At 69.5% G+C, this 19377-nt stretch carries 17 protein-coding genes; 8 read left to right on the plus strand and 9 right to left on the minus strand.

Features of this window, described 5'->3' with window-relative positions:
- Window positions 1–6: 6 nt before the first annotated feature.
- The 8 genes from ACX9GQ_RS01230 to ACX9GQ_RS01265 form a co-directional block, all read right to left on the minus strand.
- Window positions 7–354: a light-harvesting protein gene (locus ACX9GQ_RS01230; RefSeq protein ID WP_459627703.1), complete on the minus strand. Its 348-nt coding sequence runs from the start codon at window positions 352–354 to the stop codon at window positions 7–9.
- A 12-nt stretch (window positions 355–366) separates the two neighbouring features.
- Window positions 367–522, minus strand: coding sequence for a light-harvesting protein (locus ACX9GQ_RS01235; RefSeq protein ID WP_459627704.1), 156 nt, complete (start codon window positions 520–522; stop codon window positions 367–369).
- 362 nt (window positions 523–884) lie between these two features.
- Entirely contained in the window at window positions 885–1334 is a 450-nt protein-coding gene (locus ACX9GQ_RS01240; protein WP_459627705.1) for a hypothetical protein, read from the minus strand.
- The gene (locus ACX9GQ_RS01245) at window positions 1331–2635 is read right to left on the minus strand and encodes a PQQ-dependent sugar dehydrogenase (RefSeq protein WP_459627706.1); all 1305 of its coding nucleotides are present in this window, start codon (window positions 2633–2635) and stop codon (window positions 1331–1333) included. The genes ACX9GQ_RS01240 and ACX9GQ_RS01245 overlap by 4 nt, the downstream gene beginning before the upstream one ends.
- 124 nt (window positions 2636–2759) lie before the next feature.
- Window positions 2760–4058, minus strand: a complete 1299-nt coding sequence (locus ACX9GQ_RS01250; RefSeq protein WP_459627707.1) for an aspartate aminotransferase family protein — start codon at window positions 4056–4058, stop codon at window positions 2760–2762.
- 25 nt (window positions 4059–4083) lie between these two features.
- Window positions 4084–4467, minus strand: coding sequence for a RidA family protein (locus ACX9GQ_RS01255; protein ID WP_459627708.1), 384 nt, complete (start codon window positions 4465–4467; stop codon window positions 4084–4086).
- Entirely contained in the window at window positions 4464–5963 is a 1500-nt protein-coding gene (locus tag ACX9GQ_RS01260) for a M81 family metallopeptidase (RefSeq protein ID WP_459627709.1), read from the minus strand. The genes ACX9GQ_RS01255 and ACX9GQ_RS01260 overlap by 4 nt, the downstream gene beginning before the upstream one ends.
- An 11-nt stretch (window positions 5964–5974) precedes the next feature.
- Window positions 5975–6781, minus strand: a complete 807-nt coding sequence (locus ACX9GQ_RS01265) for an IclR family transcriptional regulator (RefSeq protein WP_459627710.1) — start codon at window positions 6779–6781, stop codon at window positions 5975–5977.
- A gap of 251 nt (window positions 6782–7032) precedes the next feature.
- On the opposite strand from ACX9GQ_RS01265, the gene ACX9GQ_RS01270 reads away from it, so the two are divergent.
- From ACX9GQ_RS01270 to ACX9GQ_RS01305, 8 genes are read left to right on the plus strand one after another with little or no spacing between them, the layout of a single operon-like run.
- The gene (locus ACX9GQ_RS01270; RefSeq protein ID WP_459627711.1) at window positions 7033–8490 is read left to right on the plus strand and encodes a M81 family metallopeptidase; all 1458 of its coding nucleotides are present in this window, start codon (window positions 7033–7035) and stop codon (window positions 8488–8490) included.
- On the plus strand, window positions 8481–9791 hold the full coding sequence (locus tag ACX9GQ_RS01275) for a type III PLP-dependent enzyme domain-containing protein (protein WP_459627712.1): 1311 nt from the start codon (window positions 8481–8483) through the stop codon (window positions 9789–9791). Before ACX9GQ_RS01270 ends, ACX9GQ_RS01275 begins: the two co-directional genes overlap by 10 nt.
- Before the next feature lie 9 nt (window positions 9792–9800).
- Window positions 9801–11309 (plus strand): M81 family metallopeptidase, encoded by a 1509-nt coding sequence (locus ACX9GQ_RS01280; protein ID WP_459627713.1) that lies wholly within the window; start codon window positions 9801–9803, stop codon window positions 11307–11309.
- 36 nt (window positions 11310–11345) lie between these two features.
- Window positions 11346–12887, plus strand: a complete 1542-nt coding sequence (locus tag ACX9GQ_RS01285; RefSeq protein ID WP_459627714.1) for an ABC transporter substrate-binding protein — start codon at window positions 11346–11348, stop codon at window positions 12885–12887.
- Window positions 12887–14935, plus strand: coding sequence for an ABC transporter ATP-binding protein (locus ACX9GQ_RS01290; RefSeq protein ID WP_459627715.1), 2049 nt, complete (start codon window positions 12887–12889; stop codon window positions 14933–14935). The genes ACX9GQ_RS01285 and ACX9GQ_RS01290 overlap by 1 nt, the downstream gene beginning before the upstream one ends.
- Entirely contained in the window at window positions 14932–15813 is an 882-nt protein-coding gene (locus ACX9GQ_RS01295; RefSeq protein WP_459627716.1) for an ABC transporter permease, read from the plus strand. Before ACX9GQ_RS01290 ends, ACX9GQ_RS01295 begins: the two co-directional genes overlap by 4 nt.
- Entirely contained in the window at window positions 15810–16757 is a 948-nt protein-coding gene (locus tag ACX9GQ_RS01300) for an ABC transporter permease (protein WP_459627717.1), read from the plus strand. Before ACX9GQ_RS01295 ends, ACX9GQ_RS01300 begins: the two co-directional genes overlap by 4 nt.
- Complete coding sequence (locus ACX9GQ_RS01305; protein WP_459627718.1) at window positions 16750–17559, plus strand: SDR family oxidoreductase; 810 nt, start codon at window positions 16750–16752, stop codon at window positions 17557–17559. The genes ACX9GQ_RS01300 and ACX9GQ_RS01305 overlap by 8 nt, the downstream gene beginning before the upstream one ends.
- 23 nt (window positions 17560–17582) lie before the next feature.
- Here ACX9GQ_RS01305 and ACX9GQ_RS01310 read toward each other — a convergent pair whose 3' ends face one another.
- Complete coding sequence (locus ACX9GQ_RS01310; protein ID WP_459627719.1) at window positions 17583–19358, minus strand: methyl-accepting chemotaxis protein; 1776 nt, start codon at window positions 19356–19358, stop codon at window positions 17583–17585.
- Between the last annotated feature and the right edge of the window lie 19 nt (window positions 19359–19377).

Genomic DNA, 19377 nt, shown 5'->3' on the forward strand with positions numbered 1-19377 from the left:
AAGGGACTATTGCGTGCTCTTCGTGACGGCCGATGCGTCGGCCGTCCGCTTCCGGGCTTCGCCCGACTCGTCGAAGACGACGCGCGCGGTGCGGCCGTCCGGCAGCACCACGACGGCCTGCGACGAATCCTCGGCGCCCTTGAAGACGACGACCGCGTTGGCGTTGGCGAACGACCCCGTGGGGACGTCGAGAGCCGCGGCCTTCTTCGGCTTGCCCTGATAGTAGGCAGGCAGCCAGGTCGTGTTCTTCAGAAGGTTGTAGTGCACGAAGAGGGACGTCGAAGCCACGGCACCCAGAAAGAGCGGGATGCCGACCGTCGGCTTCACGACGAGCCAGATCTTGGCGTTATTCATGTCCTGTTCTCCTCAGCCGAGCCACGGTGAGTAGAAAAAGGCAAGAATATGCGCAAGCAGTGCAAAGAAACCGAAAATACGCGTCCCGTCGATGACGTGACGATGTAGTTCCTCGGCTTCCCGTAGTGTCAGGCCAGACGGCCAGACCTTGTCCGGGTCATAATTCATGCTCCGCCTCCTTGAGACAGGCAGCTAGGCCCCGTGCGAAACCCGCACGTCGGTTGCAGCCGGCTGCGGAGGGGACCTCCGCGGACAACCCCCACCGACCACCGCGGCAGAATGTCACATTTGGTTGACAGCTTCAACTGTACGAACTGATTGACATTTTCCCGTCCGAACAGATCCGAAGGGCTTTTCCCGTCGTACGCACGTGTTTTCTCGCCAGACCACCGAGATGGGCCGTCATTCTCACCGGGCCGAGCGGGAACTGCCCAAAAAGGTGCCGTTCGCCCGGCTTTTCAGCGCGGGCGCGATGGCGATTTTCGGGGAGAACGTCAGCGTAAGCTGTCGGGCCGGACCTCGGACCCGGCTCAGGAGGCCCGCCGGCAGGTGAAGCGGAAGCTCCAAGGACCCTTCGGCTCGGCGGACGACCACGTGAAGGCGCCGGTCCGCAGGTCGAAGGTGAAGGCGTGCGGCACGCTCCGCAGGGCTGCGGCGGCCACGAGATGACCGTCCCGCACGAAGGCGATTCGGTCACCAAGCGTCGGCGCGTTCCGGAAGGCCCACGTTTTCGCGCCACCCTTGCCGTCGCCGGGGCTGGCGATCTCGATGCGCTCCTGCTCCGTGTCGAGGAAGACGCCCTCGGCGAGGCTCGCCGGATTGCCCGGCGTCGGGTCGAGCGGCGTGCAGCGCAACGCGATCGGCTCCGCCAGCGCCGGCGCCGCCGCGCAGAGGCCGGCGATGAGCGTGACGGCAAGCTGGCCCTGGGCGCCCGGAAGCAACGCCGCCCTCCGTTGACGCGCGAGGGGCGCGCCCGTCATGCGCCGGTGATCCGCCAGATCACGTTGCCCACGTCGTCCGCGACGAGCAACGCGCCGTCCTTTGCCAGCGTGACCCCGACGGGGCGGCCGTACGACACGCTCTCGTCGGGCGCGAGGAATCCCCAGGCCACGTCGCGCGGCGGGCCCGACGGGCGTCCGCTCTCGAAGGGCACGAAGATGACCTTGTACCCGCTCAGCGTGCTGCGGTTCCACGATCCGTGCTGGCCGATGATCATGCCGTCCGGGAAGCCGGGAAGCGTGCCGGCCGGATGCCAGCAGAGCCCGAGCGAAGCGGTGTGGCCGCCCAGCGCATAGTCCGGGGTGATGGCGCGGGCGACGAGGGCGGGGTCCTGCGGCACGCGGTCGTCGACGATCCGGTCCCAGTAGCAGTAGGGCCAGCCGTAGAAGCCGCCGTCCACCACCGAGGTCAGGTAGTCCGGCGGCGTCTCGTCGCCGAGGCCGTCGCGCTCGTTGACCACCGTCCAGAGCACGCCCGTCGTCGGCTCGAAGGCCATGCCGACGGCGTTGCGCAACCCGCCCGCGAAGATGCGGGAGGTCCCGGCCGCGAGATCGAGTTCATAGATGCAGGCGCGGCCCTTCTCTTCCTCCATGCCGCGGTCGGCGATGTTGGTGAGCGACCCGACGCCGGCGTAGAGCTTCGAACCGTCGGGTGATAGCAGGAGGCTGCGGGTCCAGTGACCGCCGGGCTTGAACTCGACGAGCCGTCGGCCAGGTCCCGTGGTGTTCTCGCTGACCCTGTCGAAGGGGAAGGCGACCACGCCGTCCGTGTTGCCGAGGTAGAAGGTGTCTCCGGCCAGCGCCATGCCGAAGGGCTGGCGCTGCTCCTTGAGGAAGACCTCGGAGACCTCCGCGACCCCGTCGCCGTCGCGGTCGCGGAGCCTGGTCACCCGGTTGGCGCTGACGCCCACGGCGCCGGCGCGGCGCATGGTGGCGCGGATGGCGACATCGAAGAGGGACTTCAGCGGCCCGGGGACGCTCATCGATTCGGCCACGAGCACGTCGCCCGATGGGAGCACCTCGATCCAGCGCGGATGGTCCAGCCCGGTGGCGAAGGCGTTCACCTTGAGCCCGGATGCCACGGAGGGAACATGGCCGGGCTCCCAGCCGCGCGCCGTCGGCATCTTCAGCGTGGGGACCTTGCCCTGCGGCTTCGCCTCCGGAATGACCGGCGCGCCTCCGAACGCCGGCCTCGCATCGCCATCGCGCGCCCGTCGCAGGACGACCATCGTCCCGCCGACCAGTGCGACGGCCCGTGCGACGAGACTGTTCGACGTGGTCATGACCGCTCCCGTTCCCTTCGACCGGCGCGGAGGCTAGTCGAACCCGCGCCCCGTGTGAACGGTCGAAGCGGCCAGCGGCCATGCATGCCGGGAAGGGATGGGCCCGTCCCGGCCGCAGGAGCCGTCAGGCCAGGGCTTCGGCGACGGCCCTGTCGAACGCCGCGATGGTGGCGTCGATCACGGCGTCATCGTGGGCGATCGAGAGGAACCAGGCGCCGCGCTCGAGCGCCCGGACGCCTTGCCCCAGGAGGGCGGTCGTGAGGCGAACATAGCCGGCCTTGTCCGCCATCACCTGGTCCCGGTACCGGTGGATCGGTTCGCGGACGCCAAGGGTGACGTGGAAGATCTGCGGCAGGCCCTGCACGCGGGCCGCGATCTGGCGGTCGCGCAGGATGGTCTGGAAGCCCTCCATGAGACGCTGCCCGCGCACCGCGATCGTCTCGTGGACACGACCGTCGGCGAGGGTCGACAGCGTGGCGACCGTCGCCGCCATGCCGAGCGGGTGTGCGTTGTACGTGCCCCCGTGCATCACGCGCCTGGTCACCATCAGGTCCATCAGGTCGGCGCGACCGGCCACCGCGGCAACGGGCAGGCCGTTGGCGATGGCCTTGCCGAAGATGGCGAGATCGGGTGTGACGCCGAGCAGGGCCTGCGCGCCGCCGGGCGCGACGCGGAAGCCGGTGATGACCTCGTCGAAGATCAGGACGGTGCCGGTCTCGCTGCAAAGCGCACGCACGCCTTCCAGGTAGCCGGGATCCGGCTTGATGACGTTCTGGTTGCACATGATGGGCTCCATGATGAGCCCGGCAACGTCGCCCTTCTTCAACCGTGCGCGGAGACGGTCGAGGTCGTTCCACACGCACACGTCGATCGAGGCTTCCGCGTGCGGGTCGATGCCCGGCGAACCGGGCACGTGGGCCGGTGCGTCAGCCGGCCCCATCGTCTCGGCCGTGGGGGCGACGCTCCAGACGACGTTGTCGAACCAACCGTGGTAGTGGCCCTCGAACTTCAGGATGGTGGAGCGGCCGGTGGCGGCGCGTGCGACGCGAAGCGCGGCCTGCGCCGCCTCGGAGCCGGAGCACGTGAACCGCAGGCGTTCGGCGCAAGGCACGAGCCTGTTCACGAGGGCCGCGGCCTCGTATTCGATCTCGGTCTGCGCCGCGAAGAGGAGGCCCTTCTCCAACTGGCGGCGGATCGCCTCCACCACCTGCGGCGGGTTGTGGCCGAGGATCATCGGCCCCATGCCGAGGTAGTAGTCGATCAGCCGGTTGCCGTCGATGTCGTGGAGGTAGGGGCCCTCGCCATGGTCTATGACCAGCGGTGTCGGCGAGATGCCGAGCCGGAAGTTGCTGTTGACGCCGCCGGGCACGAGCGACGCGGCCTCGGCGATGCGCCGGGCGGAGGCCGTGAAGGTCATCGTCATGGAAGGCTCCCCATGGTTGCGCGCGTCAGGCCCGCGCGACGGCGATGCACTCGATCTCGTATTTCAGGCCGGACAGGCAGCCCGTGATGGTCGTCCGTGCGGGAAAGGGCGCGCGGAAGTACTCGCGGTAGAGCCGGTTGAACTCCGGCACGTCGGCAGCGTCGCGCACGTAGTTGCGGGTCTGCACAACGTCGGCGAGGTCGCAGCCGGCGGCCTTGAGCACCTCGCGCATGTTCTCGATGGAGCGACGGACCTCAGCTTCGAAGCTGTCGTTGACGATGGCGCCGGAGCGATCGACCGAGGCCTGCCCGGAGACGAAGACGAAGGGGCCCACCTTCACGCAGGGAGAAAAGGGAAGGTGCGAGCGGGGGGTATCGTCGAGGGCCGGGTACTCCGGGACGAAGGTCATGAGGGTCTCCAGGGCGGGTCGAGGGGGAAGATCGGCCGGCGGATCTTCCGATAGGGCAGGGTCGTGAGATCGCTCGGGCAGGGGCCCGGCGTGCGGACCCAGTAGCTGCGGCCGCGCAACCGGTCATAGGCCCGCCGGTGGGCGACCGCCGCCTTCACCCCGACGAAGGCGAGGTCCTCCGGGACGATGCCCTGAGATCTCAACTGGCCGAGATCGAACGGGGCGGTCTTGCGCGAGGTGATCAGGATCGACGTGCCTCCGGCGCGGACGGTGGCGCAGGGGCCCATGACGATGTGGATGCCAGATGCCGCCGCCATGTGGCTGCGTCGATCCTCGAGGTCGAAGCGCCCGTCGGACCGCGAGACGAATTCGACCTCCAGGTCGAAGGGGCCGGGATCGAGCCGGCTGCTGCCGCCGAGGGGCAGCGTGACCCTGTCCCCGGGCGAGCATTCGGCGAGGCGGCGCACGGCCGCCGGATCGTTGATGACCACGGCGGAGCGCGCGAGACCGCGCCGGACGAAGCTGCGCAGGATGGTGGTGCAGTCCCCGGGTGCGCCGCCGCCGATGTTGTCGGCGGGTTCGACCAGGATCGCGGGTCCGTCCGCGGGAGGCCGGGCGAGCGCATCGTCGATGGCAGCCTCGAGGTCCCATTCAGCCGGAACGCCCTGTTCGCGCTGCGAGACAGCGATGGTCTCCAGCGCGTCCAGGTGCGCAGACATCGCCTCCGGGTCTGCGTCCGCGACCACGCAGGCGGCAACGCCGGTGTGCCAGGTATCGGCGAAGGAGTAGCCGCCGACGATGCTCACGGCCCAGACGCGAGGATCCTCCGTCTCCATCCGACGGGCGGCAGCGCTCAGGGAGCGCATCGGCTCGTCGGCCGTGCCGGTCCCGGTGGGCGGCCAGAGCACGGGGAAGTTGCGGGATGCGATGCGGGGCCGGACGCCCGTGGCGAGGCTGCGTGCCAGCAACTCGGCGGAGAGCACCGCGGCATCCCGGGCGTCCGAGTGCGGGTTCTCCCTGTAGCCGACGAGTCCCTCGGCGAGAGCCGCCATCCGTGGCGTGAAGTTCGCGTGGAGGTCGAAGACGGCAAAGATCGGCAACCGTGCGGCGCCGGGAAGGGCTCGAATGCGGGCGAGGAGTTCTCCCTCCGCGTCGTCCGTCCCGGTCGTCACCATGGCGCCGTGGAGGGCGAGCCAGATGCCGTCGATGCCCTCGGCGATGGCTGGCCGGGCCACCGCCTCGAACGCGGTCCAGAAGTCCTCGAACACGGCGTGGTCGATCGTGCCCGAGGGCGTGGCCTGCGTCTCCAGCGCCGGGATCACGGTCCAGCCGTGGCGTTCGGCGACCTCGAGGAAGCCGTCGACGGTCGAGGCGTCGCCGCGTCGCGTCAGCAGTTCCTGGCCGGACCGCGTCCGCATGTCGGCGGCTCCGGTGATCTCCTCCAGAAAGGTGTGGGTCTCGTGGAAGAGACCGGCAAGGAGGATGCGTCGCGCCATCACGGTTCCATTCAGTGGCGGGGTGCGGTGAGAAGGCCCTGCCGCGCCTCCTCCAGGGTTTCGACCAGCAGCCGGCCGATGCGGTGACGCGCCTCCTCGCCCATGCGAGTGAGGGGGCCCGCGATGCTGACCGCCGCGACCGCGTCTCCCTTGCCGTCCAGCAGCGCAGCACCGACGCAGGCGGCGCCTTCCTCGTTTTCCTCCACCTCCTCCACGAAGCCGCGGCGGCGGCATTCGGTGAGGATGGCTTCCAGCCGGGCGGGATCGACGGTGGTGTGGGGGGTGAGCGGCACAAGCGGATGCAGGCCGAGGACCTGCCGGCGCGTCGCTTCGCTGCCGTAGGCGAGCAGCGCCCGCCCGCAGGCCGTGGAGTGGTAGGACGCGCGCGTGCCGGCATAGGAGGTGATGCGCAGCGACTGCGAGCCCTCGAGGCTGTCGACGATGATCACGTCGGTCGGACACGGCAGGGCGAGATTGACCGTCTCCCGCGTGACGGCGCAGAGTTTGACCAGATAGGGCCGCATGAAGCCCAGCAGGTCCGTGCGCCGCTCGACGGCGCGGCCGTAGGCGATGAACTCGACGCCGAGCCTGTAGGCGCCCTGGCCGGGGTTGTGCTCGACGAGGCCCACCTCGACCAGCGCCGTCGTCAGGTTGAAGGCCGTGGTCTTGGCGAGGCCGGTGCCCGCCGCGATGGCGCGGAGCGTGATCCAGCCGCCGTCGCCGGCCGCCAGCACGTCGAGGATCGCCTTGGCCCGCGCGATCGACTGGATCCGAGCCTCGGGCGCCGGGGCGGCCGCATCGGTGGTTCGCTGGCTCAACAAGCTCTCCCGGCGGGGCCTCCCGCCCCGGCTGCGCCGATGACGACTGCCGTCGTTCCACAATGTAGAACGATCATCAGCGTCGATCTCTTTTCACTACACTGCTGGTCTGCAGGATTTGCAACGGGAAAAATCACTAACGAAACCCCGTTGACAGTCCGCTGGCTGAAGTCGAACATGGATACAGACCAGCTATCTTACAATGTGGAACGCCTGCTGGTCCGTTCCGCTCGGGGCAGGGGAGGCCAGCGATGCGGATGTTCGTCGGCTCGTTGGCGACCGAGACGAACACGTTCGCGCCGCTGCCCGTAGGGCGCGCGGCGTTCGAGAACGCCTTCTACAAACCGCCGGGCCAGCACCCGGAGACCCCGACCCTCTGCACGGCCCCCGTGGTCGCTGCCCGCCGCCGCGCCAGGCAGGACGGGTTCGAACTCGTCGAGGGCACCAGCGCCTGGGCCGAGCCCGCAGGGCTCGTGTCGAAGGCCGGCTACGAGAGCCTGAGGGACGAGATCCTGGGCCAGCTGCGCGCGGCGATGCCCGTCGACATCGCGCTCTTCGGACTGCACGGCGCGATGGTGGCCGACGGCTACGAGGACTGCGAGGGGGACCTGCTCGCCCGCGCCCGTGAGATCGTCGGACCCAAGGCCGTCGTGGGCGCCGAGTACGATCTCCACTGCCATCTCACCGAGAAGCGCGTGGCGGCCTGCGACGTCGTCGTGCTCTTCAAGGAGTTTCCGCATACCGACTTCCTCGCCCGCGCCGAGGACCTCGTCGACCTCGCCATCCGCACCCGGCGCGGCGAGATCCACCCGACGATGGCGATGTTCGACTGCCGGACGCTGACCGGCGCCTTCATGACGAACCAGCCGATCGGCCGCGCCTTCGTCGACCGCATCATGGCGATGGAAGGCCACGACGGCGTGCTCTCGATCTCGCTCGCACACGGGTTCTCCGCCGGCGACGTGCCGGAGGTCGGGTTCCGGGTGCTGGTGACGACCGACGGGGATCGCGCGAAGGCGGCCGCCCTCGCCGAGAAGCTCGGGCGCGAGGTGCTTGCGATGGGGCGGGCGGCGACGCCGCGCCACTACAAGCCCGAGGAGGCGATCGAACTGGCGCGGAAGGCCACCGCGTGGCCGCAGGTGTTCGGCGACCGCTGGGACAGCCCCGGCGGCGGCGTGCCCGGCGACAGCACGATCATGATCGAGACGCTGCTTCATCATCCCGACGTGCCATCGGCCATCGGCGTCACGTGGGATCCCGTGGCCGTCGACCTGTGCCGGGCGGCGGGTCCCGGGAGCCGGCTCTGGCTGCGGATCGGCGGGAAGGCGACGCCGATCTCGGGGCCATCGCTGGACGTCGAGGTGGTCGTCAAGGCCGTCACCGACGATCTCGTCATCCCCTTCGAGCAGAGCTGGGTATCGCTGGGCGCCGCCGCGGCCGTGTCGGTCGGCGACGTGGACATCGTGCTGGGCAGCAAGCGCTCCCAGACCTTCAGCCCGCCGGCCTTCACCAACCTCGGCATCGACCTGTCGAAGAAGGCGATCGTGGTGGTGAAGTCGTCCAACCATTTCTCGGCGGCGTTCGCGCGCATCGCGCCCGCCATCAACTACCTCGATACAGGCGGGCCGTTCCCCTACGACCCGCTGAAGGTCACCTACCGGCGCGTGCGCCGGCCAATCGCGCCGCTGGACGCCGACCCATGGGCCTGAAACGCCTGCCGCTGCCGCCGCGCAACGGCGGCGAGATCGACGGCCTCGTGCTGGACGCCCTGACGAAGGGCATCCCGGACGCGGCGGGCCGCGTGCGGCTTGGCGAGGTCGGTGCGAAAGGCTGGAACATCTTCCGCGGCGACATCCCGCTGCCTGCCGCAGTGATGCGCGCCGACATCCTCGCGCGCAACAATGCGTGGATGGCCGCGTTCCTCGACGCCAACGGGCTGCTCATCGCCCCGCACGGCAAGACGACGATGGCGCCGCAGCTCTACGCCATGCAGCACGGGGCGGGGGCCTGGGCGATCACGGTCGCGACGACCCAGCAGATGGCCGTCGCCCGCCATTTCGGCTTCCCCCGGGTCATCATCGCCAACCAGCCGACCGGCCGGGCGGCCATCGACGCCTGCTTCGCGGCGCTCGCCGACCCTGCGTTCGAACTGCACGTCCTTGCTGACAGCCTCGCCTGCGTCTCCGCGCTCGCCGACGGAGCCCGGCGGGCAGGCTCGCGCCGGCCCCTCGGCGTTCTCGTGGAGATGGGCGTGCCCGGCGGGCGAACCGGGACCCGAACACGCGAGGAGGCGCTCGCCGTGGCGCGCGCGGTGGTGGCGGCGCCGGGGCTCGCGCTGACGGGCATCGAGTGCTTCGAAGGCATCCTGCCCGACACGCGCGCCGTCGACGCCATGCTCGACGACGTGCTCGCGGTGGCCGCTGCCGCGGTGTCCGAAGGCCTGTTCCCGCCGCGCATGCCCGTCGTCCTCAGCGCCGGCGGAAGCGCGTTCTACGACCGCGTGGGAGAGCGCTTCGGCCCGGCCCTCTTCGGGGACCGGCCGGTGCTGAAGGTCATCCGCAGCGGCTGCTACCTCACCCATGATGCCATCGGCTACGAGACGTCGCACGACCGGATCCTGCGGGAGACGTCGCTTCACCTTCCGCCGGGGCGACTGACGGCGGCGCTGGAGGTCTGGACCTCCGTGCAGTCGCGACCCGAACCGGGCAAGGCGATCCTGACGGCCGGCAAGCGCGACGTCAGCCACGACTCGCACCTGCCCATCCCCACCGCGTGGTTCCGGCCGGGCGGCGGCATGGACGCGCCGCAGCCCCTCCCGCCGGGGCACGTCGTCTCTGGCCTCAACGACCAGCACGCCCATCTGACGCTCCCGGCGGACAGCCCGCTCGCCGTGGGCGACATGGTGTCCCTCGGGATCGCCCATCCCTGCACGACCTTCGACAAGTGGGACGTCCTTCTCGTCGTCGACGCGGAGGGAACGGTCGTCGATGCGGTGAAGACATACTTCTAGGAGCCCGGGATGCGCATCGGCCTGATCCACGTCGCCCAGGAGACGAATGACTTCAACCCCCAGCTCACGACGCTGCGGGACTACCAGTCGTTCGGCCTGCACCTCGGGCAGGAGGTGATCGACAAGTCGGGCGGCCTCGGGCAGGTCGGCGGCCATCTGGCCGCCATCGCCGAGGCTGGCGGCGGAATCGAGACGGTCCCCATCGTGCGTGCCCACGCGGTGGCCGGGGGGCGGATCGACACCCACTCCCGCCGGTACTTCCTCGACCTCATGGCCAACGGGCTGCGCAAGGCCGGCAAGCTCGACGGTCTCCATCTCCAGTTGCACGGAGCCTGTGCCGCCGAGGGCCTCGACGATGTCGAGGGCGAACAGGCTGCGCTGTGCCGGGAGATCCTGGGGCCGGACGTGCCGATCGTGCTCGGCCTCGACCACCACGCCAACGTCACGCGGCTGATGGTCGATTCGGTCGACGCCATCGTCGGCCACAGGACCCAGCCGCACGATCTCTTCGACACCGGCCTGATCGGCATGCGGCTCCTCATCCGCATCCTGCGCGAGGGACTGAAGCCGGTGATCGCCCACCGCAAGATCCCGCTGGTCACGCACCAGGAGAAGTTCCTGACGGCGCACGGCCCGATGAAGGCGTGGTTCGACCGCGCCCGGGCCATGGAGACGGATCCTCGCGTGCTGCAGGCCGCTCCGTTCCCGATGCAGCCTTGGCTCGACGTGGACGAGGGAGGATGGACCGCGGTCGTCGTCACGAATGGTGACCGCGCGCTCGCCGAGCGGCTGGCCGACGACCTCGCCGATCATGCGTGGAGCCTGCGCGACGCCTTCCTCGAGCGCGAGGCCATCGCCATCGACGACGCCGTGCGCATGGCCGACGCCGAGCCGAAGGGGCTCGTGGTGCTGAGCGACACGGGAGACACCGTGTTCGGAGGCTCTGCGGGAGACAGCAACCTGCTGCTGGAGTCGATGCTGCGGCTGAAGATCCGCGGTCCGGCCCTCATCCCTCTCATCTCGCCCCAGGTCGTCGCGCGCCTCTGGGAGGCAGGGGAGGGTGCCACCGTCACCCTGACGGTGGGCGGGGAGACGGCGAGCCGGTTCTTCAAGCCGCTGGAGGTCACCGGACGCGTCCGCATGCTCCGCGAGGGGCTGATCAAGATGTCCGGCTACCAGCATGGCGAGATCGACATGGGCCGCACCGCGGTCTTCGAGGTCGGGCCCGTGACGCTGCTGGTCAGCGAGCTCAGGGGCGTGGCGGGCAACGTGCCCGACGTCTACCGCGTCCACGGCCTCGAGCCGACGGACTTCAAGATGGCGGTGCTCAAGACGGCCTCGAACTTCCAGTACTTCGGGTCGATCACGTCGCGCGTGATCCGTGCCGACACGACGGGTCCGGGACAGTCGGACGTCTACACGCTGCCCTGGCAGCGGCTGCCCCGGCCGATCTATCCGCTCGAAACCTTCACCGACCGCAATGCCGCAAGAACATCGCCGCGGCCTGCGACGCCCTGACGCCCAGCCCACCGCCTCAACAGAAGGATGCAGGACATGAAGCAAAGCTTCTCAAGGTTGCGCCGCATCGCAGGCGCCTTGGCCATCGGAACGATGCTCGTCTCCGCGGCTCCCGCCTCGGCCCAGCAGGTATCCGGAGGCACGCTGCGCGTGGCGGTGATCGCCGACATCGCCAATTTCGATCCGCACCAGTTCTCGTTCGTCAACGCCACGCTGATCAAGAACCTCTACGACAGCCTCATCGAGTACACGCCCGACGGGAAGGCGATCCCGAGCCTCGCGGAATCGTGGCAGATCGCGCCCGACTCGAAGTCGGTGACGCTGTTTCTGCGCAAGGACGTGAAGTTCCATGGCGGCGGCGCCTTCAACGCAGAGGCGGTGGCCGCGAACCTCAAGAAGGCGGCCGATCCCAAGCTCGGCAAGAACCTCTATGCCACGATGTCGATCGTCGACGGGTGGTCCGTCGTCGATCCGTCCACCATCAAGGTGACCTTCAAGACGCCGGTTCCCGAGCGCCAGATCACCGACCTCTTCCAGTTCATGACGATCATCGATCCGGCCGGGATCGACACGGTCGAGCAGAAGCCCGCAGGTTCGGGCGCCTACGTGCTGGCGGAGCGGGTCGTGGGCCAGCGCATCAAGCTCGCCGCAAACCCGAATTACTGGCGCCAGGGCCAGCCGGTGTCCAAGGACGTGGAGATCACGATCTTCTCGCAGGATGCGGCGGCGACGGCGGCGCTCGAATCCGGCGGCGTGGACGTGATCTACGGCGGCACCGCGCGCAGCGCGGCGCGGCTGAAGTCGGCCGACTACCCGGTGCTGTCCGGCCCCGGGCCTCTGGTGCAGGTGTTCCGCATCAACGCCACGCGCGGACCGTTCAAGAACGCCAAGTTCCGGCAGGCCTTCAACTACCTGATGGAGCGCGACGCGATCCTGAAGGCCGGCTACGCGGGCCTCGGCGAGGTCGTGGCGCTGCCGTGGGCGCCGTCGAGCCCGGCCCATGACCCGAGCTACGCGAAGACCTATGCCTTCAACCTCGACAAGGCCAAGGAACTGCTTGCCGCCTCGGGCCTGAGCGCGGCCGACATGAGCGCGTGGAAGCTGGTGGTCAACGCCGGCAGCCAGCCCGACGTCGTGATCAGCCAGATCGTCCAGGCCACCCTCAAGAAGGTGGGCATCGACATCCAGCTCGACATGAAGGAAGGCTCGGAGCTGGTCGACACCATGCTGCAAGGTCGTTTCGACGCCATCTTCGGCGGCGTCGGCAACATCCAGAAGTTCCCCTCCCGCCTCGCCACCAACAGCATCTATCGCACGGTGAACAATCCCGTGCTCGGCAACCCGCACCCCTTCCCGGAGTACGTGGCGGCCATCGAGCGCGTGAACACCACCGTCGGCAGCGGTCCGGAGGTGAAGGCCGCCTACGACAACCTGAACAAGGTGCTGGTGGAGACGTCGTTCGGCATCCCCACGAATACCTACGACCAGGGGATCATCGTCACGGGCAAGAACGTCGCGGGCTTCACCTACGACATGGACAACATGCTGGTGCTGCGCACGACCGGGTTCAAGAAGTGATGCTGCAGGCCGGACGGGCGGGAAGCGGCACGACCGCCCCCGTCCTGTCCATCCGGGGTCTCGACGTCACGTTCGTGGGATCGGGCAAGCCGATCCACGCGGTGCGTGGCGTCGACCTCGACGTGCACGAGAACGAGGTGCTCGGGATCGTCGGCGAGTCCGGCTCCGGCAAGAGCGTGACGGCGCTGGCTGCGGCCGGGCTGCTGCCGCGCAATGCGCAGATCGGTGGGTCGATCCTCCTGGGCGGGGAGGAGGTGGTGGGCGCGGATCCGGCAACCCTCCGTCGCCTGCGGGGCCAGGACATCGGCGTCGTCTTCCAGGACCCGTCGACCACGCTCAACCCCCTGCTCCCCGTGGGGCGGCAGATCGTCGAAGGCGAGATCGCCCACGGGCGCCTTGCCGCTTCCGCAGGACCTGCCCGCGCGGTCGAGCTGCTGCGGGAAGTGGACATCGCCGATCCCGCGAACCGCGCGCAGCAGTACCCGTTCCAGTTCTCCGGCGGCATGCGTCAGCGCGCCGTGATCGCCATGGCGATGGCGGGACGGCCCCGCGTGATCATCGCCGACGAGCCGACCACAGCCCTCGACGTCACCGTGCAGGCACAGGTGCTGGCGCTCCTCGCGGCCCGGCAGAAGGAGACGGGGGCCGCCGTCGTCCTCATCACGCATGACCTCGGCGTGGTGGCGGAGGTCGCCCACCGCATCGCGGTCATGTATGGCGGGCGCATCGTCGAGACGGGGACGGTGCGGGAGATCTTCAGCCAGCCCCGACATCCCTACACGGCCGCGCTGCTGCGCAGCGCGCCGCGCATCGACGTCACCGGCGACCGGCTCGACCCGATCCCGGGTCAGCCCCCCACACCGACCGACATGCCGTCCGGGTGCGCCTTCCACCCGCGCTGCGCGCTCGGCGAGGGGCGTCCCCGCTGCCGCTCGGAGGAACCTCCGCTGCGGCGGCTGGAGGGGACGCGCCACGCGGCGTGCCATTTCGCGGAGGAGGTCCCCCGTCCCGGGCGCCCCGATGGAATCCCGGCGACCGCGCGGGAGGTCGGAACTGCGCCAGCAGCGGAGCCGCTTCTCACTGTCACCAACCTCAAGGTGCACTTCCCCATCCGGGCGGGGCTGTTGAAGCGAGTGGTCCGCACCGTCCGCGCGGCGGACGGCGTGACGCTGACGGTGGCGCCCGGCGAGACGCTCGGTCTCGTCGGCGAGAGCGGGTGCGGCAAGACAACCACGGGCCGCGCGATCATGGGCCTCGTCCCCTCCACCGGCGGCAGCATCCGCTTCGACGGCCAGGAAATCCGAGGCCTCCCGCGTGGCGACATGCGCGGCGTGCGACGGCGCATGCAGTACGTGTTCCAGGATCCGTTCTCCTCGCTCAATCCGATGCTCAGCGTCGGGGAGGCCGTGGCCGAGCCGCTGCGCATCCATGGCCTCTACGACGAGATGGGCGGGGACGCCTGGATCGCTCGCCTTTTCGAGATGGTGGGGCTCTCCCCCTCCGTCGCGCATCGATACCCGCGCGAGTTCTCCGGCGGACAGAAGCAGCGGATCGGCATCGCTCGCGCGCTGTCGCTGAAGCCGAAGCTGCTCATCCTCGACGAACCGGTGGCCTCGCTCGACGTCTCGATCCAGGCGCAGGTGGTCAACCTCCTGCAGGATCTCCAGCGGGACCTCGGACTGGCCTACCTGTTCATCGCCCACGACCTCTCTGTCGTGAAGCATATCTCGGACCGGGTGGCCGTCATGTATCTCGGCCGCGTGGTGGAGGAGGGCGCCAAGCGCGACGTCTACGGAGCGCCGGTCCATCCCTACACGCAGGCGTTGCTCTCGGCCGTTCCCGTCGTCGACGCGGCGGTACAGGGGCGCACGGCGCGCATCGTGCTGGAGGGCGAGATTCCCGATCCGGCGTCGCCGCCGTCGGGCTGTCATTTCCATCCGCGCTGCTTCCGGGCGACCGCCCTCTGCCGCACGGCGGCGCCTGCATTCGGCCCGGTCACCGGCAGCCGCAGCAGGGCAGCCTGCCACCATCCGGGGGCGACGCCATGAGCAGCGGGCTCCTGGTTGCCGCCGCCCGTGTCGCCCGCCGCGTCGTCGCGCGGCCGGGCGCGGCACTCAGCGTCGCCTTCCTCGCCGGACTCTCACTGCTCGCCGCCTGCGCCGGTCTCCTCGGCCTCGACCCCCTGACGCAGGATTTCGTGAGCATGCTCGAGGGGCCCTCCCGCGAGCACTGGTTCGGCACGGACGAACTGGGGCGCGACATCCTCGCCCGCGTGATCTACGGCGCCCGCACGTCGCTCGCCACGGCCGCCGGCGCGGTGCTGCTCGCCGCCTCCATCGGCGTGCCGATCGGGCTCGTCGCCGGTTTCTTTGGCGGGTGGCGCGACGCGGTGCTGATGCGCCTCGTCGACCTTCTCCTCGCCCTTCCCGGCATCATGCTGGCCCTCGCGCTCATCGCCGTTCTCGGCCGCAGCCAGGCGGCGGCACTCGTCGCGGTCGGCATCACCGGCGTGCCGACCTTCGCGCGCGTGGCGCGGGCGCAGGTGCTCTCTCTCAGGCGGCGCGACTTCGTGACGGCGGTCGAGGCCTTCGGGGCGTCGTCGTCCTACACGATGTTCCGCACCATCCTGCCCAACTCGTGGAGCCCGATCCTCACGCAGATGGTCGTGCTCTCGTCCGTGGCGATCCTGCTCGAGGCGGCGCTGTCCTTCCTCGGCGTCGGCATTCCGCCGCCTACGCCGAGCTGGGGCGAGATGCTGCGCACCGGGAAGGAGTACCTCCACGATGCGCCGACCTTCGCCGTGCTGCCGGGCCTCGCGCTGACGCTCACCATCCTCGCGTTCGACACGATCGGGCGGGCGCTCTCCAGCGTGCTGGAAGGGCGCGACACGGTCGTCGCGGCACAACCGGGGAGGGAGGCGAGATGATCGGCTTCATCCTGCGCCGGCTGCTTCACCTTGTGCCCGTGCTGATTGCGGCGTCGGCCCTGATCTTCTTCATGATGTACGCCGTGCCGGGCGGCCCGGTCGGCGTGCTCGTGGGCGAGAATGCGACGCCCGAGCAGATCGCCGAGGTGACACGCCGCTTCGGCCTCGACCGGCCGGTCGTGCTGCAATACTTCGACTGGTTGTGGCGGGCGCTGAATGGCGACCTCGGCGTGTCCCTGCACAGCCGCGTGCCGGTGATGCAACTCATCGGCGAGCGACTTCCGGCGACACTCCAGCTCGCCGCGACGGCCACCGTCGTGGGGCTTGCGCTCGGCATCCCGATGGCGCTCGCCAGTGCCCTCGCCCAGGGCTCCTGGCTCGACCGCCTCCTCAGCGGCTGGAGCGCGCTCGCGCTCGGCGTGCCGACCTTCTGGGTCGGCATCCTGCTGATCCTGCTCTTCGCCGTGGAGTTGCGCCTGCTCCCGGCGGCATCGGCCTACGTTCCGTTCTGGGAGTCGCCGCTCGCCATGCTCCGGGCGACGATCCTGCCCGCCGCGACCCTCGGGCTCTACGTGTCCGGCATCTTCGCCCGCTTCCTGCGCGGCTCGCTGATCGCCGAACTCAATGCGGACTATGTGAGGACGGCGCGCTCCAAGGGCCTCACCGAGGGCGTCATCGTGGCGCGCCACGTCATGCGCAACGCCATGCTGCCGTTCATCACCATCGTCGGCATCATGCTCGCGGGATTCATCGGCGGGGCAGTCGTCACGGAGGCCGTGTTCACCTATCCCGGCATGGGCCGGCTCGTGATCCAGGCCATCAGCAGCCGCGACTATCCGCTGATCCAGGGCTCGATCCTGGTCATCCTCGCGATCTACATCCTGATCAACCTGATGGTCGACGTGCTCTATGTCTACATCGACCCGAGGATCGACTATGACTGACCCCCGGGCGGCCGAGGCCGCCGATGCGTGGACGCCCACGACGCTTTTCGGTCTGGCCGGGCAGGTGGCGGTCGTCACCGCTTCGACGCGTGGGCTCGGCTGGGCGATGGCACAGGCGATCGCGGGCGCCGGCGCTCATGTCGTTCTTAACGGTCGGGACGCCGCTCTCCTCCGCGATCGCGTGGCGGAGCTCCGCGCGAGAGGCGGCAGCGCGGAGGGGATTTCGTTCGACGCCACCTCGGGCCGGGAGGGTGGGGACGCGCTCGCGGACATTGCCGCAAGGCACGGCCGCCTCGACATTCTCGTCAGCAACGCGGCGGCGTCCCTGCGCAAGCCCGTCACCGAGATGACCGACGAAGAATGGGAGCGCGACATCGCGGCCAATCTCACCGGCGGGTTCAGGCTGGCCCGCGAGGCGGCGCGGATCATGTCCGCCGCCGGGTACGGCCGCATCCTCTTCACCTCGTCGATCAACGGCATGATCGTGCGGCCCGGGATGGCCGGCTATGCCGCGGCCAAGACCGGGCTCTTCGGCCTCGTGCGCGGGCTCGCCGTCGAGGTGGCAGCGCGCGGCGTGACGGTGAACGCCATCGCCCCGGGCTACTTCCTCACCGACGGCAATGCGAAGACGCGTGCGGCCGATCCGTCCTTCCACGACCGGATCGCGGCACGCATCCCGGCCGGCCGGTGGGGGCGGCCTCCCGAACTGGCCGCTGCGGCGCTCTATCTCGTGTCGCCCGCCGCGTCGTTCACCACGGGGACGGTGCTGACCGTCGACGGCGGCATGACGGTGTCGATCTAGACGGTTTCGGGGCCCGCGCCGCTTCAGGCCGCGGACCGGCGCGCCAAGGGGACCGGACGGCGCTGATCTCGCCCTTCCGGGCCTGCCGGGGGCGCGGCGGAGGGATTCTTGGTCCGGCGTGACGGCGTCTCGAACCGGTCGACCATCTCCGACAGGGCCTCGATCCGGTGAGAAAGCGACAGGGCCGAGGCTGAACTCGCCTCGGCGAGGCCTGCGTTCTGTTGCGTGATCTCGTCCATGTGGGCCACGGCCTGGCTCATCTCCTGGATGCCGTTGGCCTGCTCGGCGGATGCCGCCGAGATCTCCTCGACGCTCGCCGCGACCTTCTTCGACGCCTCCACGATGCGCCCGAGCGTCACGCCCGCGTCGCGCACGAGGCGGACGCCCTCGCCGATGGCGACCGTGGACGACGAGATCAGGCCGCCGATGTCCTTGGCCGCCTCCGACGAGCGCTGGGCCAGCGTCCGCACCTCGGCGGCGACGACGGCGAAGCCCTTGCCGGCGTCGCCCGCGCGGGCTGCCTCGACCGCGGCGTTAAGGGCGAGGAGGTTCGTCTGGAAGGCGATCTCCTCGATGACGGTGGTGATCTCGGTGATCTTCGCCGAGGCCTGCTCGATGCGTGTCATCGCATCGACCGCGTTGCCGACGATCAGACCGCCTTCCTGAGCCACGCCGCGAGCCTCCTCCGCGTAGCCGACGGCGTGGCGCGAGGCCTGGGCGCTCGTCTTGACGGAGGCGGCGAGTTCCTCGGTCGTGGCGGCGGTCTGTTCGAGGGCCGATGCCTGCTGCTCGGTCCGCGCGGCGAGGTTCTGGCTGCCCTCGGTGATCTCCTGGAAGGCCATGAGCATGCTGCGGGCCGCGACCTGCACCTCGTCGAGGATGCCGGCCATCGCATCGACGAGGTCGTTCACGCCGCCGCCCAGCGCCGCGAGGTCCTCGCCAGCCTCGGGACCGGCGGAAACCCGCTTGGTCAGGTCCCTGGCGCGCGCGGCCTCGACCACGGCGCCGATCTGACTCATGACGCCTTCGAGCGCCATGCGATGCTTCACCTGTGCGGTGATGTCGGTCGCGAACTTGACGATCTGGCTGGGTTTGCCCTCCGCGTCGAGGATCGGATTGTAGGTGGCCTGCATCCAGACCTCTCGACCGCCCTTGGCGAGCCTGCAGTACTGGCGTGCGTCGTACTCCCCGGCGCGCAGATGGGCCCAGAATGACTGGTAGTCAGGACTGTTCCGCTCCGGGGCGGGCACGAACATGCTGTGATGCCTGCCGCGGACTTCGTCGAGGCCGTAGCCCATGGTGCGAAGGAAGTTGTCGTTGGCTTCGACGATCGTTCCGTCGAGATTGAAGATGGCGACGGCCTGAGACCGGCTGATGGCCTTGTTGAGCCCCTCGAAAAGCGCGTCGCGCGCCTTCTGCCCCGTGATGTCGGTGGCGAACTTGACGACCTTCTTCACCCGGCCGGACCGGTCGACGATGGGGTTGTAGCTCGCCTGGAGCCAGATGCCGGTGCCGTCCTTGCGGATGCGCCTGTACTGCGCCACCTCGAAGTGATTGGCGCCCAGGCGTTCCCAGAACTGGCGGTACTCGGTCCCCTGCGCGTAGGTCTTGTCGACGAAGAGGCTGTGGTGGCGCCCCCGGATCTCGTCGAGGGTGTAGCCCATGGTGGCGAGGAAGTTGGAGTTGGCCGTGAGGATCGTGCCATCCGGCGCGAACTCGATCATGGCCTGCGAACGGTCGATGGCGGATACGAGCTCTCCGAGGCTCGACGCGCCCCACGAGAACGGCAGACGAAGCACGATGGCAACCCCCGATGCT

The organism is Alsobacter sp. R-9, from assembly GCF_054612375.1.